We start from the raw sequence: 16,387 nt of genomic DNA, 5'->3' as shown, positions 1-16,387 counted from the left end.
TCCATTATAATTGCCTTATGGTTTCAGTTACTCATTCGGTCGCCGCTCAGGGCGACTTCGAACATTCCCTGCAATCCCTGCTTGAGGGAGTGCCGGTCGCTGACGGTGAGCGAATTCGACGCGCGGTGGAGTTTGCCCGGTCGTCCTATGCCGTGCGCCAGTTGGGCAGTGGCGAAAGCGTCTGGGGGCACGCTCTGGGGATGGCTCTGATCGTTGCCGGCCTCAAGCTCGACGCCGATGCACGTTTGGCGGCGCTGCTCTTCGCGCTGCCGGCGCAGCAGGAGCATGGCCTGGCGCTGATCGAAAAAGAGTTCGGGCGCAGCGTTGCGCATCTGGTGGACGGTATTTCGCGTCTGAACCGCGTGCGACCGATCACTCGCGGTTTCGTCGCTCATTCGTCGGAAAGTGACGACAAGAAGCCGCAGGAAATGAAGGCGCAGGTCGAGGTGCTGCGCAAGATGCTGCTGGCGATGGTCGAAGATATTCGCGTCGTCTTGCTGCGCCTGGCCTCGCGCACGCAGACCCTGCGCTACTACGCCGTCGAGCCCGATCCGCTGCGTGCGGCGGTGGCGCGCGAGACGCTGGAACTGTATTCGCCCTTGGCCAATCGGCTCGGCCTCTGGGAGCTGAAGTGGGAGCTCGAGGATCTCTCCTTCCGTTTCATGCATCCGGCGATCTACAAGGATATTGCGCAACACCTGGACGAGAAGCGAACCGAGCGTGAGCAGTTCATCGTGGACGCGGTCGATCGCCTGAAGCGCGAGTTGGCTGACGCTGCTGTCGGCGATGCCGAGGTCTACGGCCGACCGAAGCACATCTTCAGCATCTGGAACAAGATGCGCAAGAAGGATGTCGCTTTCTCGGAGGTCTACGACGTGCGCGCGCTGCGCGTCATCGTCAAGGACGTCAAGGACTGCTACACGGCACTGGGCATCGTGCACCATATCTGGTCGCCGATCGCCAGTGAGTTCGACGACTACATTGCGCACCCGAAAGGCAACGACTATCGTTCGCTGCACACGGCCGTGCATTGCCCGGACGGACGCGCGCTCGAGGTGCAGATCCGGACTCCCGATATGCATAAGCATGCGGAGTTGGGAGTTGCCGCGCACTGGCGGTACAAGGAGGGCAGCCAGGCGACCCCGGAAGACCGCTACGACGAGAAGATCGCCTGGTTGCGGCAACTGCTCACCTGGCGGGACGAGTCCGTCGATTCGTCGGACTGGGTCAGGCACTACAAGAAAGCGGCCTTTGACGAGACGATCTACATCCTGACCCCACAGGGGCGCGTCGTCGACCTGCCGCGTGGTGCGACGCCGGTGGATTTTGCCTACCGCGTGCACACCGACATCGGCCATCGCTGCCGTGGCGCCAAGGTCGATGGCGCACTGGTGCCGCTGAATACGCAACTGGCCACCGGACAGCGCGTCGAAATCGTTCTTGCCAAGCACGGCGGCCCGTCACGCGACTGGCTCAACAGCGCGCTGGGCTACGTGTTCACCCATCGCTCGCGCGCCAAGGTCAGGCAGTGGTTTGCCAATTTGGCGCTCGAGGACATGCTCGCCGAGGGGCGGGTGGTGGTGACGCGCGAACTGCAGCGCATGGGGCAGTCGAGCGTCAGTCTCGACGAGCTTTCGGACCGGCTCGGCTTTGCCCGCCCTGACGACCTGTTCATTGCCGTTGCCCGGGCCAAGCTGAACATGCGCCAGTTGCAGCTGGCGGTGCGTGGCGGCGAGGCGCCGCTGGACGAAGACGATCCCGCCGAGTTGGCGGTGTCCAGGTTGCGGCCAAGCGATGACGCCGAGAAGGGGATTCTGATCGTCGGCATGGGGCGCTTGCTGACGCAGTTGGCGGGTTGCTGCAAGCCGGTGCCACCGGATCCGATTGTCGGCTTCGTCACCCGGGGCAAAGGCGTGTCGGTGCATCGCGCCGATTGCAGCAACTTTAGCAACATGCGCGCAATGAATCCCGAGCGGGTGATCGAAACCACCTGGGGTGGTGGCGAGGAGGAGGGCATTTTTGCCGTCGATATCGTCATCGACGCTCACGATCGCCAGGGGCTGTTGCGCGATGTCTCCGACGTGCTTGCCCGTGAAAAACTCAATGTCATCGCGGTCAATACGCAGTCCAGGCAGGGTAAGGCGCTGATGCGCTTCACCGCTGAAGTTGGCAGCATCCCACAGCTCAACCGCACGCTGAGCTTGCTGCACGGTGTCGAAGGCGTGGTGGCCGCAAGGCGCGCCTGAGTCGCACCGGCCTGGTGGGTTTCCCAGGCCGGCGCTTACGACGTCTCCAGCTGCTCGTCAGTCCTTCAGCAGTTCGATCAGTTCGGCTTGCGACGAATGTGGGCTGGTCCGTGAGCCGCGCCGCTGATGATAGCTGCCATCCGCTCCGAGTTCCCAGGCCAGGGTATTGTCGGTGAGGTAGATCTGCAGCCCCTCGGTGATTACCCGGCGCTTCAGCTTGCGGTCGAGGATCGGAAAGGCGAGTTCGATGCGGCGGAAGAAATTGCGGTCCATCCAGTCGGCGCTCGATAGATAGACTTTTTCTTCGCCGTCGGCGAAGAAATAGAACACCCGATGATGTTCGAGTTGCCGACCGATGATCGACCAGACGTTAATGTTCTCGGACAGGTCCTTGACGCCGGCACGCAAGCCGCAGACGCCGCGGACGATGAGGTCGATCTTGACGCCGGCCTGCGAGGCTTCGTAGAGCGCAGCGATGGTCTCCGGTTCGAGCAGCGAATTCATCTTGGCGATGATTCGTGAACGCTTGCCGGTGCGTGCTGCCTCGGCTTCGGCACGGATCCCGGCGACGACATTCGGTTGCAGCGAGAAAGGCGCTTGCCAGAGGTGCTTCAGGGTCTGCGCGCGGCCGAGGCCGGTAAGCTGCTTGAACACCTCGTTGGCATCGGCACCGATATCTTCGTTGCAGGTGAGCAGACCAAAATCGGAGTACAGGCGGGCCGTCTTGGGGTGGTAGTTGCCGGTACCGAGGTGCACGTAGCGGCGCAGGAGGCTGCCGCCGGCCTTGCTTTCCTCGCGGCGGACGATCATCAGCATCTTGGCGTGCGTCTTGTAGCCAACAACGCCGTAAATGACGTGCGCGCCGACTTCTTCAAGCTTGGTCGCCCAGCCGATGTTCGCTTCCTCGTCAAAGCGCGCCATCAGCTCGACGACCACCGTGACTTCCTTGCCGTTCTGTGCCGCGCGCAACAGCGACTGCATCAGCACCGAGTCAGTGCCGGTACGGTAAACGGTCATCTTGATGGCCACCACCTGCGGGTCGGCGGCTGACTGATCGAGTAATTCGATGACCGGATTGAAGCTCTGGTAGGGATGGTGCAGCAGGATGTCGCCGCCGCGGATGGCGTCGAACACGTTGGCATTCTTCTGCAGAACTTTCGGTGTGCCGGGTTTGAAGGGTTGGAACTTGAGGTTGTCGCGCAGTACCCAGTCGGGAACCTGCATCAGGCGGACCAGATTGACCGGCCCGGCGACGCGGAAGAGGTCGCGCTCGGTGAGGTCGAAGTGGCCGAGCAGGAACTCGGCCATTGCTTCCGAGCAGTTGTTGGCGACCTCGAGGCGAACCGCATTACCAAAGTGTCGCTGCGGCAATTCGCCCTGGATCTTGGCGCGCAGATTCTTGACCGCTTCTTCGTCGACGAACAGGTTGCTGTTGCGCGTGACGCGGAACTGGTAGCAGCCAAGGACTTTCATGCCGGCGAACAGCTCGTGGACGAACTCATGCAGGATCGACGACAGGAAGATGAAGCAGTATTCGCTGTCACCAAGTTCGCGTGGCAGCCGGATGACGCGTGGCAGAACACGTGGCGCCTGCACGATGGCCGCGTTCGAGCTGCGCCCGAAAGCATCACGACCTTCGAGTTCGACGGCAAAGTTGAGGCTCTTGTTGAGCACGCGCGGGAAGGGGTGCGAGGGGTCGAGGCCGATCGGGGTGATCACCGGCATCACTTCGCGGAAGAAGAAGGCGCTGATCCATTCGCGCTGGGCGGGGCTCCAGTCGCCGCGCTTGAGGAAGCGAATGCCTTCACTCGCCAGCTGCGGCAGGATCTCTTCATTAAACAGTGCGTACTGTTCCTTGACCAGGGCGTGCGTTTCGTCGCTGACCAGAGAGTAGACTTCGCGTGCCGTCTTGCCGTCGGTGGTGAGCGCTACCGATCCCAGTTTGAGTTGCTCCTTGACGCCGGCAACCCGGATTTCGAAGAACTCGTCGAGGTTGCTGCTGACGATGCACAAGAAGCGCAAACGTTCCAGCAGTGGGGTTTTGTGGTTCTTGGCCTGCCACAACACGCGCCGATTGAAAGCAAGCAGCCCCATCTCGCGATTCTGAAAGTAGTCCGACGGGAAGCCGTCAGTGGCCTTGGAGGGAGGGGTTTCGGTGGGTGTGGCGGCGGTGTTCATGGGTTCCTTCCGTAAAAATTGATGGATCAGGCAGGCGTGCTGACGACAGCAAACATATTACAACCATCACCCTGCCGCTGCTCGGTAAAAGCCCTATTTTGTCCTTACAAAGCTACTGTGCGATCGGCTGTCGCGCGCTGCTCGGGCGGCCGGCGGTGGTAACATGGGCGTTCTGAAAATTGCCTTTGCCGTGCGGCGAGAAAAAGAACGGGCATGAGTTACGAGCTAATTGCCGGCGTCGATCTGGGTTCCAACAGCTTTCGTCTGCAACTTGGGCGTATCGTTGGCGATCGGATTCACCCGCTTGAACACCTGAAAGAGCGCGTTGGCCTTGCTTCCGGCCTGACCAGCGAGAGAATTCTCGACCATGCCTCGCAGCAACGCGCGCTCGCCGCCCTGCACCGCTTTGGTGAGCAGCTGCGGGGCTTTGCGCCGGAGCAGGTGCGCGCGGTGGCCACCGACGCGATGCGCGTGGCGCGCAATGCCGACCTCGTTCTGCAGCAAGCCGAGGCCGCGCTCGGTTTCCCGATCGAAATCATCGGCGGGCGCGAGGAAGCCCGCCTGATCTTCATCGGTGCCGCGAACGCGCTACCGCCTGCGACGCATCGGCGTCTGGTGGTCGATATCGGCGGTGGCTCGACCGAGTTGGTCATTGGCCAGGGAATCGAACCCCTGCTGATGGAGTCGCTATTCATCGGGGGGATCAACTTTCGCCAGCGCTTTTTCCCGGATGGCAAGGTGGACGGGAAGCGCTTCCGCGCTGCCGAAGTGGCGGCGGCTCGGCAAATCGAAGCGGTGGTTACCGACTACCAGCGCTGCGGTTGGCACGAGGCCGTCGGCTCGTCGGGTTCGGCGCAGGAACTTGCTGGCGTGCTCGAGCTGAACGGTCTTAACCCTGAGTGCGGCGCTGGCATCACTCGCCAGGGGCTGGCCCGTCTGCGGGCGATGATCATTGCCGCTGGCGCGGCGGAACGGCTGCCGCTGAAAGGCCTGCGCAGCGACCGCCTGCACATCTTCCCCGGTGCTCTGGCCATCATGTCGGCGGTGTTTTCCTCGCTCGAACTCGAACAAATGACCTATTCGGAGGGGGCTTTGCCACTCGGTGTCCTGCACGATCTGCGCGGCCGCTTCGAGCATCATGACACGCGCGACGTGACGGTCGTCCAGTTCATGCGCCGTTATCAGGTCGCCGAGGAGCAGGTCAGGCGTGTCGAGCGCACCGCCCTGGCCCTGCTCGGACAACTCATCCAGCTCGATTCTCCTGAGCACGAGCGGGAAGTTCACTTCCTGCGCTGGGCCGTCTCCCTGCACGAGATCGGCATTTCGGTGGCGCACGGCGGTTTCCACAAGCATGGTGCGTATCTGGTGACCAACGCCGACATGCCGGGTTTTTCGCAGCGCGATCAGTCGCGTCTGGCGCTGTTGCTTCTCGGTCAGCGCGGCAGGCTGCAGAAACTGGCCTCGCTGCCGGCCGGCGATGCGAACTGGCGGCTACTCTTCTGTTTTCGGCTGGCAGTCTTGCTGCATCGTTCGCGTGACGATCAGGCGCCCCCAGAACTGGCGATCCGTGAGTCGCCTGTGGGTTTCCAGCTCGATGTTTCGGCTGCCTGGCTGGACGGCAATCCGCTGGCTCGCGCCGCTTTGCGCGAAGAGTCGCTGCTCTGGGAGCGTATCGGCAGCCAGCTGCAGCTCAGAGCCCTGCCGTCTGGACGGATGTGGCAGTGAGGCCGGGGTGAGCGTCGCCGCGATCGAGCTGCAGCAGCAGCCAGGTGTACGGCAACTGCGCCTGTCCGGGGATTGGACGCTGGCGACCATGCCGCAGCCGATTGTCAGCTTTGAGCGGCGCCTGCGCGAGCTGGCAGCCGGCAATCCGGCGTGGGACCTGCAGTCGATTGCACGCCTGGACAGCGCCGGCGGGATTCTGCTGTGGCGCGCCTGGGGCCAACAGTGGCCGGCGTCGCTGGCCATTTCCAGCCGCCATCGGGCGGTGATTGCGCGTATCGAGATGATGCCGCTTGAGCGGCCGTCGGAGCGCTCGAGAGAACGTTTGTCGCTACTGCTCGTCATCGGTCGGCCGGCTCTCGCCGTGGCCAGTCACTTCACTGGCCTGGTGGCCTTGATCGGCCAACTGATCCTGGACCTGATTTACCTCTGCCGACATCCAGGGGACATACCCTGGCGAGAGTTTTCGGCAAACCTCTTCAAGAGCGGCGCGCAGGCCCTGCCGGTGACGGCCTTGATCGGTTTCCTGATCGGTGTCGTTCTTTCCTACCTTTCGGCCTTGCAGTTGGCGAACTTCGGTGCCGACGTCTTCATCGTCAACCTGCTCGGCATCAGTATCGTTCGCGAACTGGGCCCGGTGCTGGTCGCCGTTCTCGTCGCCGGTCGTTCGGGGTCGGCAATGACCGCCCAGATCGGCGTCATGCGCGTCACCGATGAGATTGATGCGCTGGCCACGATGGGCGTTTCGCAAAGCCAGCGCCTGGTCTTGCCCAAGGTCGCCGCGCTCGCCGTGGCGATGCCGCTGCTGGTGCTCTGGTGTTCAGCGGCGGGGATCATCGGCGGCATGGTTTCGGCCAATCTGCAGATGGACCTGTCGTATGGCTTTTTCATTGATACGCTGCCCAAGGTGGTGCCGGTCGCCAATCTGTGGATTGGCATGGGCAAGGGCGTTGTTTTCGGTTTTCTGATTGCCTTGATTGCCTGTCATTTTGGTCTCAGAGTCAAGCCAAATACCGAAAGTCTGTCCGCGCAGACGACCGCTTCGGTGGTGACGGCCATCACGGTGGCGATTCTGGTCGATGCCGTTGCTGCGATTCTGACCCGCAGAATCGGACTGCCGCTGTGAGCGCGGCCGCAGAGGTGGCCCGAACAAGGGTGCCGGCCATTGAAATTCGCGGCTTGTGTACGCGCTTCGATGAGGTGGTGATTCATCGCGACATCGATCTTGAGGTCGAAGCCGGGCAGATGCTGGGTCTGGTCGGCGGCTCGGGCAGCGGCAAGACGACTTTGTTACGCGCGATCGTCGGTCTGTTGCGGCCCAGCGCGGGGACGCTTAAACTCTTTGGCCAGACGCTGTTCGACGGCGATCACGAGCAGGGGCGAGCGCTTCGCCGTCGCTTCGGAATGCTCTTTCAGCAAGGCGCACTCTTTTCGGCGTTTTCGGTCTTTGACAATATCGCCTTTCCGCTGCGCGAACTGCGCACACTCGACGAAGCCATGATCCGTGATCTGGTCTTGCTCAAGTTGGCGATGGTCGAACTTGAGCCACGCCATGGCCGGCTGATGCCCGCGGAATTGTCTGGCGGGATGATCAAGCGCGTGGCACTGGCGCGTGCGCTGTCCCTGGAGCCCGAACTGCTGGTCCTCGACGAACCGACGGCCGGGCTCGACCCCGATCGTAGCGAGAACTTCATCAAGTTGCTCAAGCTGCTGCAGCGGGAACTCGGCTTCACCGTGGTCATGGTGACGCACGAGCTCGATACCCTGCTCGGCCTGGCGACGCGTCTGGCAGTTCTCGCGGATCAACAGATCGTTGCCTGCGGCACGCCGGCCGAAGTGCTGGCCGTCGATCATCCCTTCGTGCGCAACTTCTTTGCTCCGAAGCGCGCCGCGGCAGCGATTCGACACGAGGCGAGCTAGCCATGGAAAACCGTTCGCACGCGCTGCTAGCCGGATTGTTCACCCTGTTGCTGGGAGTTGCGGTAGTGCTCTCGGTGTGGTGGATCGGCGGCAAGCACGAGAGCAGCCGCGACTACACCGTTGTTACGCGGCAGAACGTTACGGGACTGAGCCTGCAAGGACAGGTCCGCTACCGCGGCATTCGCGTCGGCAAAGTGCAGACCATTGAGCTCGACCCGGATGATGTGCGCAACATCCTCGTTCGCATCAGCGTAAACGATTCGGTACCGGTGACCCGTGGGACGGTTGCCAAGATGGGCTATCAGGGAGTGACCGGCATTGCGCATGTCCTGCTCGAAGAAAGCGGCGCCGATCCGCAGCCACTGCCGGGTAATGCCGGGGAGGCCTCGCGAATTCTCATGCGGCCATCGCTGATCGAGGAACTGTCCGATGCCGGCGGTGCCACCTTGCGCGCGGCGGGCGAGTTTCTGGGCAATGCCAACAAGCTGCTCGGCAGCGACAACCAGCAACGTTTCGCGAGTATTCTCGGCAATCTCGAAGCGACCACCGCGAACGCCAACGAAGCCATCAGCCAGTTTCGTCAGCTGTTGGCGCAAACTCCCGAAAGCCTGCGCCTGCTCAACGCCACGCTGGCTCGCGCCGAGCAGGCGGCGGGCCATGCGACGCCCTTGCTGCTCGAAACACGTGAACTGGTCGTGCGTCTGCAGGCGGTCAGCGAGCGCGTCGATGGCTTGCTTGGCGACCCGTCGCCGAGCGGGGTCGCCGCACTCGCGCCACGCCTCAACGAACTCGGTAGCGAGTTGTCGGCCAACTCGCGACAATTGCAGCGGGTGTTGCAGATGCTCGAGGATGCGCCACAAAGTTTCGTTTTTGGCTCGCCAAAGCATTCTCCCGGACCCGGCGAAGCCGGTTTCGTAGCCCCACCAAAGCGTGAAGGATCTCCATGAAGAGACTGTCGATCTGCCTTGCAGCGTGCCTGTTGCTCGCCGCCTGCGCGGGCGGAGCACGCACCGCCACCCAAGCCGAGGTCTATGACTTCGGTTTGCCGGCCGCGCGTCTGGCCGAAGGCCCCGGCTGGTCGAAGCTGGCTCTCGAGATTCGCGCACCGTACTGGTTTGACTCGCTGAGTATCGAATATCGCCTGCTCTACGACGACCCTCTGAAGTTGCGTAGCTACGCAGCCAGCCGCTGGGCTGGCGCGCCCGGACTGCTGCTCGCGCAGCACCTGCGGCAGCAGCTGGGTGTGCTCAGCGGCAGCGGGCGCACGGCGGTTGGCTGCCTGCTGCGTCTGGAACTGCAGGAGTTCTCGCAGCTTTTCGATACGCCGCTGCTGAGTCGTGGCGTGCTGCAGGGAACGGCCAGCGTGCTCGACGCCAGGCGGCAGATCGTCGCCGAACGCTGGCTCAGCATCGAGCAGCCGGCAGCCAGTGCCGATGCCCCCGGTGGCGTGCGCGCCCTGGTTGCGGCCAGCAACGAACTCGGGCGGCAACTCGCTGGCTGGTTGCAGGAAATCGAGCGAGATGGCCAGCTGAAGCGCTGCCCGGCAACGATTGCTGGTTGAGGGGCGCCGCCCGTAGCCGCGCAGAACCGGTTTTTTTTTGGTAGTGATAGATCAAGGAGGCAAGAATGAGCACCGAGATGCCGATTCAGGACGACCCTTACGTTGTGCGCAGCGACAAGCAGGGCGTCGCCACGCTGACTCTGAACCGTCCGCAGCAGTTCAACTCGCTGTCACAGGCGATGATCGCCGCCCTGCAGGCGCAGATTGACGCCATCGCGCCTGATCCCGCCGTGCGCGTGCTGGTCATTGCCGGGGCCGGCAAGGCCTTCTGTGCCGGACACGACCTCAAGGAGATGCGTGCCAATCACAACAAGGCTTTCATGCAGGACCTGTTCAAGCGTTGCGGCCGGATGATGATGGCCCTGACCCAGATGCCGCAGCCGGTGATCGCGCGCGTGCATGGCATTGCCACCGCGGCTGGCTGTCAGCTGGTCTCGATGTGCGACCTCGCGGTTGCCGCCGACAGCGCGCGCTTTGCGACTTCGGGAATCAATGTTGGCCTGTTCTGCGCGACGCCGGGTGTCGGTCTGTCGCGCAACCTGGGTCGCAAGCAGGCGTTGGAGATGTTGCTCACCGGTGATTTCATCGATGCACGGGCCGCTCTACAGCAGGGGCTGGTTAATCGCGTGGTGGCTGGCGACGTGCTCGATGCCGAGATCGACAAGCTTGCCGGCTCGATCATCGCCAAATCGTCGGTGGCCATTGGCATGGGCAAGCAGATGTTTTACAAACAGCTCGAAATGGGTCTCGAAGGCGCTTACCAGTACGCTTCCGAAGTGATGGCCTGCAACATGATGACCGAAGACGCGGGCGAGGGAATCGATGCCTTTATCGGCAAACGCAAGGCGGAGTGGACGGGCCGCTAGTGTAGTTTTGCGTCACAGGGCCCTGGCGCTGGCCAGAGCACCTGCCGCCGCGAAAAGGGCTTGCTGGCCGGAGGCCCCTGGCGACTCAGACGACTGCCAGTTGATCGGGGCCGCTGGCTCGGGCAGCGTGCAGTGCCTCGATGGCCCGCTTCAGGACGTCCTCGAACGAGTGGTCCGTGGCACCGGCCTGGCTGGCACCGACACTGACCGTAAAGTGGACGGTGCCGTTCTCGGTCGGGATCGAGATGTCGGCAACCGCCGTGCGGATGCGCTCGGCCACCGCGATCGCTGCGCTGATATCGGTGTCGAGCAGGAGCATGGCAAACTCACCGGCACCGAGTCGCCCGATCATATCCGCGCCGCGTAGACAGGTGGTGGCCACCTCGGCAAACGAGATCAGCGCCTGGTCACCGGTGGCGTGGCCATAACCATCGTTGATGCGCTTGAAGAAATCGATATCGACCAAGAGGATCGAGAGCGGTCTCTGCGCAGGGTCTGCTTGCTGCAATTGCGCGTGGAACGCCGCGACGAAGTGCTGCCGGCTACTGACGCCGGTCAGCCGATCGGTGGTCGCCAGATGTTGCAGCGCGGCGTCTTGATTGGCCAGCGCGCGCAGCAGTTGCAAGGATCGAAAAGCCACCACGGCCAGCGGCACGGTGACGCTGATGGCCAGCATGAGGACCCACAGGGTTTGTTTGTGCCACGGCGCAAGCGCCTCATCGTAGGGCACTGAGACGGTCACCAGCAAGGGGAAATCGGGGACCGACGAGTAGCTGGCGAACTGTCGCCGCTGCTTGTCGCCGCCCTCCTCGAACACCACCGCCTGTCCTTGCGGCAAGAGCTGCGCGCCGGGAAGCGTGACGCCGGTGATCGCTTGGCCGAGCAGTCGCGGGTCGTCGGGCGCTCGCGCCAGAATTGTGCCGTCAGAGCGGAGGAGGGTGATTACCCCGCCCGGCTTGCGGCGCTGCTTCTCGTAAACGGTCGTCAGCTTGCCGAGGTCAATCACCGCGACCAGGATTGGGAAAGCCTGCGTGGGCAGACGGCTGGCGATGGGTAGTTCGGAATTTCCTGCCGGCGTTCTGCGTGTCGGGGCGCCGATGAACAGGCCGCCTGCCGGCGTGTTTCTGAAGTAGTCGCTGTCGGCGACGTTTGCCAATGGCTCGGAGGAGTCGGAAAGTGGGTCTATCGCCGTGCCGTCGGCAGCCAGCAGACGGATCTCGATGGTGGCGGCAGTGCGGTCGCGAAAGTCCGCGAGCAAGCGCCGAAAACCGGGGGCGCTGGCTGGGTCGAGGTCGGGGTTGGCCGCCAGCCAATTGGCACACACGGCAAGAATGACCTCGGCCAGACGAAACTGCCGGCGCGTCTGGTCTTCGACGGCGTGGGTCATGCGCTGCAGGGATTCGCGAGTCGCAGCGACGCGTTCATCGCGAGCCGAGTCGATCCAGAAGCTCACGGCAGCCCACAAGGCCGCGACGAACAGCAGCGAGAAGACGATGACCGTTCGCGGGCTCGCCCATTCCTCAAGATGTTTGCTGGTGGCCTTGACCATGCTGTCTGCCCCTGTCACACATGGAGAGTCATTCTAGCAGCGTAGTCGCGCTGACGGACAAGCGAGCTGGCGCAGTGGCTGTGCTAACGGTCATGACATGTCGAGATACCCCGGATCATGAAAGTCATGACCGTTTCCCCCTCACTTGCAGTGCGCATTCCGGCTTACACGCCGGAATCGTTCGCCGGGCAGGGAGCATGCTCCCCGAATTCCCCGTCTCACCCCCGGCCCTTCTCCCGCGAGGGGAGAAGGGCGTTTCGTGAGTCGCTGGCGCGACTTTCACATTAACGCCGCCAGCGGCGCTCGTCGTCGACGTCCCACTCGGCACGGTCGCTGCCCACCTGGGCGTCCTCGGCCTCAACATCGATGACACCGGCGAAGAACTCGATCGCCGTGTCGGCAACCTGCGCGGTGTCGTAGTAAGCGTAGGCGCCAGCGCCAAGCGCGCCAAATACCGGTATCCAGCGCGAAATCCCCTTGCCGATCAGCCTTTGCGCGATGTGCATGCCGATCTTCAGCACCACCGCCTGGACCTGCGGGCGGGAGGCGCGTTGAACGACAAAACGCTGGCCGATCTGGGCGACCAGATCGCGAACCGCTTGCGCGTCGGTATGCCTGAAAAGGCAGTAGATCATCTCCTCGCGGCCCAACTCGGCAGTTTTTCCATAACAACCGGCGATGTCGGCGACCAGCTGGGTCTGCAGTTGCCACAGCGAGCGCAGTTCCGGAAGCAGGGTCAGCCAGCCGAGCGGGCCGGGCGGCAGGCTGAGTCCGCTGGAGGTCACAGCCGCGCGTCGTGCTGCGGTGGCGGCAATCGCGCGCGCGCGAAGTTCCGGTTTGCGTGCTTCAAGTTCCGTACTGACCGGTGTCTGGCCGACGAAGTCGAGAATCGCCTCGGCGATTCGGGGCCCTGCCTTGAGCTGCGCGTTGCGTTTCGAGAAGCGTCTATCTTGCATGGTCAGAGTGCCATTTAATGTGAAAGTCGCGCAGGCGACTCACGAACCTCCCTTCTCCCCTCGCGGGAGAAGGGCCGGGGGTGAGACGGGGAATTCGGGGAGCATGCTCCCTGCCCGGCGAACGATTCCGGCGTGTAAGCCGGAATGCGCACTGCAAGTGAGGGGGAAACGGTCATGACTTTCATGATCCGGGGTCTCCCGACGTGTCATGACCGTTACCGTGAAAGTCGCGTGCGCGACTCACGGACAGAAAAGTGCCCGTCTGCCGTTTTACGGAAGAAAGCGCCATTTTGCTTCATGCGCTGGTCCGACGCCAGACGCTCGCCAGCCAGGGTTGCTGCGCGCACGGCAGGCCGGGCGGACGATAATAGTGTTCGATCTCCACATAGCCTGCCGCCGCCATGTGTTCGCGCCAGGCGGCGAGGTCGTGGTAGCTGGCGTAGCGGCCACTGCTCCAGCCTTCCTCGTTGTTGCCACGCGGGTTTGAGCAGAACAAGACGCCGGCGGGCTTGAGGGTGGCGCGCAATTGCCGCAGGACGCGTAGCAGTTCCTGGCGTGGGATGTGGAACAGCGAGGCATTGGCGTAGACCCCGTCAAAGTGTGCTTCAGGCAGATCGAGCTTGAGGAAGTCCTGCTGCCAGACTGTACAGCCGCTGTCCTGGCGTGCCATGTCTACGAAGTTCTGCGAGCCGTCGAGTCCGATCGCCCGATGGCCTAGCTGGGTAAGCGCTTTGAGGTCGCGGCCCGGCCCACAGCCGAAGTCGAGAACCGTGAAGGGTGCCTGGCCGTGGATATGGCGCAACAGTGCGGCGATGTTTTGCGTCACGTCGTGCTCGCGAGTGCCGGCACGGAAGTCCTCGGCGCGCTGGTCGTAATGGGCCAGGGTCTGCGTCGTGATAAGCTCGAGATCGTCAGGGCGTAATGGCATGGCTGGTTGGGGCGGCTGGGTTTTCGGCAGCGGGCAAGATGGCGGAACGGAGGTGGTGTGTTCACTGATGGTAAACCATAGGCCCGCCATTCGGCTCGACAAGCTGCGTTTGCGGGCCGACCAGGTCACATTGGCGCGGCCGGCCGCCGGAAACAGGAAAAGAAATACTCCTGTGCTAATCTACGTGACGGCGCGCGGCCATGCCGGGCTCGTTGCAGCAGGAGCGATGACGGGCTGGCGCCAGGGGAGACGACATAATATGACCCGGGGAAGGCATGCCTTTCCCGCCACGAGGGTTCGCCATGGCCACTGAAACCGAAATGAAGCTATCGCTGTCGGCGCGCGCGGCCAGCCAGTTGCGCCGCCATGTCTTGCTGTCGGGCGTGCCGTCGCAGCGGCAACTGCTGATCAATACCTACTACGATACGCCCGATTGCCGCCTGCGCAGCGAGCGGCTGATCGTGCGCTATCGTCAGCAAGGGGGCGACTGGCTGTTGGGCGTCAAGACTGCTGCTCAACTCAGCGGTGGGCTGGCCGAGCGCCAGGAGTGGGAGTGCCCTGGTCGGCCCGGCGAGTTCGACTTTTCGCATGTCGACCAAAGCGCTGTTCGCGATCTTCTCGAGTCCTTGCGAGATCAGTTGCAGCCGGCGTTTGTCACCCGCTTCCAGCGCCACGCCTGGCTGCTGGAACCGCGCGCGGGCGTGCGCATCGAACTGGCGCTCGACTGCGGGACGATTGAGGCCAGCGGTCGTCGCCAGCCAATCCGTGAGGTCGAGCTTGAGCTGCTGTCCGGCGCCGTTGGCGATCTCTTCGACCTGGCCGTTGCGCTGCAGGCCAGCCTGCCTTTGCATCCGGAAGCTCGCAGCAAGTCCGATCGCGCCTATCGCCTGATGCTCGACACGCCGATGACCGCGGCCAAAGCGCTGCCGGTTGCGATCGACGCCAGCTTGGCGAGCATCAGCGCATTTCGTCGCATTGCCCTGTCCTGCGTCAACCAGTTGCAGAGCAATGAGCAAGGAATTCTCGCGACCGATGCTCCCGAGTTTGCGCACCAGGCGCGCGTCGCAATTCGCCGCCTGCGGTCGGCCATACGTGTCTGGCAGCGCCACCTCCCGGCGCCATTCGTGGCCCGTTTTGATCCCCTCTGGCAAGAGCTCGCCAGGCGTCTGGGGGGAGTGCGCAACTGGGACGTCTTCCTGGCCGATACCGCGCCGCTATTGAGTGCGGCCTTTGCCGACCGGGCAGAAGATCAGGCGAAAGTCGAGTCCTTGTTCCGCTACGCCCGGCGGCGCTGCACAAGCAATCGCCGGGCCGCGCGAGCCGCCTTCAAGTCGGCTACCTATTCGCGTCTGTTGCTCGACTTCTCGGCAGCTCTTCAGGCCTTGCCCGAAGCCAAGCGCGGTTCGCTGGGAGACTTTGTTCCCGCCTGGCTCGACAAGTGTACCCAGCGCGTCAACCAGCGCGCCGCAGAGGCACAGCAGGGCGGCGACGAGGCTCGTCACCGTCTGCGCCTGGCGTTCAAGCAATTGCGCTACGCGCTCGAATTCTTTTCGCCAATCTTCGCCGGGCCCGTGTTGCAGAACTTCCATCAGTCGCTTACCGCCCTGCAGGAACAGCTCGGGCACCAGAACGACCTGGCGGTCGCCATGCAACTGGTTGTTGAAGCGCTGCCGGGGCGTAGAGCCGAGGGCGTCCATGGCTGGCTGGCGGTGCAAAGCGAGGCACTGCTACCAGAGCTGGAAATGCTGTTGGAGGCTTTTCGACGTCAAGATGCGCCGTGGTCAGCGCCGTCGTCGTGAACGGGTGGGTTTGCGGCGCGTTTGTTTCCGGCTTGGCAGTTGTTACAGGTTTACAGCAAGCGGTACTGAGGTCGTTTCAGCTTTCCTTTGCCGTGCGGTCCTTTTGCCCCTCGACGTAACCGGTAAGTTGCGACTCGAGTTCGTTGAAACCTGAAGGCGCTTGCTGGCTCAAACGCGACAGCCTTCGCATCAGGCGCTGCTGCGCAAAAGTTTCCGCCGGGTCGGGCTTGCCCAGTAGATACTCCGAGCCGCGTTTGGTCATTACGACCATCGAATTGGACTCGAATCGGTGGCCAGTGAGTGGCGATGTCCTGATGTGCGAGGACGAGGGAAAGCGCGGATTAGTGCCATACACGCGCCCTTCGATGCACACCAGTCTCTCGCCCTCACGGGTGATCAGTTCCAGCGTTTTCCAGTTATTGAGGATATTCATAGTGCCCCCACCCCCGTTCTCGATGCGAAGTAGCCAAGCGACTCACCATTCTAGCCGACAAATCAGTGCTGCGCTGCCTTTCGGAAGTGGGCCGGATGCCGTGATTCGGTTCGTCGATAGTCATCTTCGCGGATTTTGTCATGTGTTAATTCAGGGATTTGCAAGCCAAGAAAGCTTGTTAAGAGCCCTGCCCGTAGGTGGGAAGCTAGCTGCCGGCCGCTACTGTCCA

At 63.0% G+C, this 16,387-nt stretch carries 13 protein-coding genes; 8 read left to right on the top strand and 5 right to left on the bottom strand.

What is annotated here, in order from left to right:
- Positions 1-17 precede the first annotated feature (17 nt).
- Entirely contained in the window at positions 18-2,246 is a 2,229-nt protein-coding gene (locus tag E4Q23_RS18670) for a RelA/SpoT family protein (RefSeq protein ID WP_169068040.1), read from the top strand.
- Positions 2,247-2,303: 57 nt separating this feature from the next.
- Here E4Q23_RS18670 and ppk1 read toward each other — a convergent pair whose 3' ends face one another.
- The gene (ppk1, locus tag E4Q23_RS18665) at positions 2,304-4,424 is read right to left on the bottom strand and encodes a polyphosphate kinase 1 (protein ID WP_169068039.1); all 2,121 of its coding nucleotides are present in this window, start codon (positions 4,422-4,424) and stop codon (positions 2,304-2,306) included.
- A 213-nt stretch (positions 4,425-4,637) separates the two neighbouring features.
- Between ppk1 and E4Q23_RS18660 the strand changes: the two genes are divergently transcribed.
- The 6 genes from E4Q23_RS18660 (at position 4,638) to E4Q23_RS18635 (ending at position 10,493) form a co-directional block, all read left to right on the top strand.
- The gene (locus tag E4Q23_RS18660) at positions 4,638-6,149 is read left to right on the top strand and encodes a Ppx/GppA phosphatase family protein (RefSeq protein WP_169068038.1); all 1,512 of its coding nucleotides are present in this window, start codon (positions 4,638-4,640) and stop codon (positions 6,147-6,149) included.
- 7 nt (positions 6,150-6,156) lie between these two features.
- Positions 6,157-7,272 carry an MlaE family ABC transporter permease gene (locus E4Q23_RS18655; RefSeq protein ID WP_291997669.1) on the top strand — a complete coding sequence of 372 codons (1,116 nt, stop codon included), beginning with the start codon at positions 6,157-6,159 and terminating at the stop codon, positions 7,270-7,272.
- A 29-nt stretch (positions 7,273-7,301) separates the two neighbouring features.
- Positions 7,302-8,066: an ABC transporter ATP-binding protein gene (locus E4Q23_RS18650; protein WP_169068037.1), complete on the top strand. Its 765-nt coding sequence runs from the start codon at positions 7,302-7,304 to the stop codon at positions 8,064-8,066.
- 2 nt (positions 8,067-8,068) lie between these two features.
- On the top strand, positions 8,069-9,013 hold the full coding sequence (locus E4Q23_RS18645) for an MlaD family protein (RefSeq protein WP_169068036.1): 945 nt from the start codon (positions 8,069-8,071) through the stop codon (positions 9,011-9,013).
- Positions 9,010-9,627 carry an ABC-type transport auxiliary lipoprotein family protein gene (locus E4Q23_RS18640; protein ID WP_169068035.1) on the top strand — a complete coding sequence of 206 codons (618 nt, stop codon included), beginning with the start codon at positions 9,010-9,012 and terminating at the stop codon, positions 9,625-9,627. The genes E4Q23_RS18645 and E4Q23_RS18640 overlap by 4 nt, the downstream gene beginning before the upstream one ends.
- A gap of 65 nt (positions 9,628-9,692) precedes the next feature.
- Entirely contained in the window at positions 9,693-10,493 is an 801-nt protein-coding gene (locus E4Q23_RS18635) for an enoyl-CoA hydratase (RefSeq protein ID WP_169068034.1), read from the top strand.
- Positions 10,494-10,578: 85 nt separating this feature from the next.
- On the opposite strand, the gene E4Q23_RS18630 is transcribed toward E4Q23_RS18635, so the two are convergent.
- The 3 genes from E4Q23_RS18630 to E4Q23_RS18620 all read right to left on the bottom strand — a co-directional run bounded on the left by E4Q23_RS18630 (position 10,579) and on the right by E4Q23_RS18620 (position 13,926).
- Complete coding sequence (locus E4Q23_RS18630) at positions 10,579-12,042, bottom strand: sensor domain-containing diguanylate cyclase (protein WP_169068033.1); 1,464 nt, start codon at positions 12,040-12,042, stop codon at positions 10,579-10,581.
- Between the two features lie 284 nt (positions 12,043-12,326).
- Complete coding sequence (locus tag E4Q23_RS18625; RefSeq protein ID WP_169068032.1) at positions 12,327-12,998, bottom strand: hypothetical protein; 672 nt, start codon at positions 12,996-12,998, stop codon at positions 12,327-12,329.
- Positions 12,999-13,293: 295 nt separating this feature from the next.
- Entirely contained in the window at positions 13,294-13,926 is a 633-nt protein-coding gene (locus E4Q23_RS18620) for a class I SAM-dependent methyltransferase (RefSeq protein WP_169068031.1), read from the bottom strand.
- Between the two features lie 302 nt (positions 13,927-14,228).
- On the opposite strand from E4Q23_RS18620, the gene E4Q23_RS18615 reads away from it, so the two are divergent.
- Positions 14,229-15,725 carry a CYTH and CHAD domain-containing protein gene (locus E4Q23_RS18615; protein ID WP_169068030.1) on the top strand — a complete coding sequence of 499 codons (1,497 nt, stop codon included), beginning with the start codon at positions 14,229-14,231 and terminating at the stop codon, positions 15,723-15,725.
- A gap of 76 nt (positions 15,726-15,801) precedes the next feature.
- On the opposite strand, the gene E4Q23_RS18610 is transcribed toward E4Q23_RS18615, so the two are convergent.
- The gene (locus E4Q23_RS18610) at positions 15,802-16,158 is read right to left on the bottom strand and encodes a hypothetical protein (RefSeq protein ID WP_169068029.1); all 357 of its coding nucleotides are present in this window, start codon (positions 16,156-16,158) and stop codon (positions 15,802-15,804) included.
- Positions 16,159-16,387: the final 229 nt, after the last annotated feature.

Source organism: Candidatus Accumulibacter phosphatis (assembly GCF_012939955.1).
GTDB lineage: Bacteria > Pseudomonadota > Gammaproteobacteria > Burkholderiales > Rhodocyclaceae > Accumulibacter > Accumulibacter delftensis.
The sequence above is the reverse complement of the archived record's forward strand: the minus strand, read 5'-3'. Positions and strand labels throughout refer to the sequence as shown.

Coding starts and splice junctions, on each gene's coding strand:
- E4Q23_RS18635 (WP_169068034.1), top strand. CDS start 9,693: ATGAGCACCGAGATGCCGATTCAGGACGACCCTTACGTTGTGCGCAGC.
- E4Q23_RS18645 (WP_169068036.1), top strand. CDS start 8,069: ATGGAAAACCGTTCGCACGCGCTGCTAGCCGGATTGTTCACCCTGTTG.
- ppk1 (WP_169068039.1), bottom strand. CDS start 4,424: ATGAACACCGCCGCCACACCCACCGAAACCCCTCCCTCCAAGGCCACT.
- E4Q23_RS18630 (WP_169068033.1), bottom strand. CDS start 12,042: ATGGTCAAGGCCACCAGCAAACATCTTGAGGAATGGGCGAGCCCGCGA.
- E4Q23_RS18625 (WP_169068032.1), bottom strand. CDS start 12,998: ATGCAAGATAGACGCTTCTCGAAACGCAACGCGCAGCTCAAGGCAGGG.
- E4Q23_RS18670 (WP_169068040.1), top strand. CDS start 18: ATGGTTTCAGTTACTCATTCGGTCGCCGCTCAGGGCGACTTCGAACAT.
- E4Q23_RS18615 (WP_169068030.1), top strand. CDS start 14,229: ATGGCCACTGAAACCGAAATGAAGCTATCGCTGTCGGCGCGCGCGGCC.
- E4Q23_RS18610 (WP_169068029.1), bottom strand. CDS start 16,158: ATGAATATCCTCAATAACTGGAAAACGCTGGAACTGATCACCCGTGAG.
- E4Q23_RS18660 (WP_169068038.1), top strand. CDS start 4,638: ATGAGTTACGAGCTAATTGCCGGCGTCGATCTGGGTTCCAACAGCTTT.
- E4Q23_RS18620 (WP_169068031.1), bottom strand. CDS start 13,926: ATGCCATTACGCCCTGACGATCTCGAGCTTATCACGACGCAGACCCTG.
- E4Q23_RS18640 (WP_169068035.1), top strand. CDS start 9,010: ATGAAGAGACTGTCGATCTGCCTTGCAGCGTGCCTGTTGCTCGCCGCC.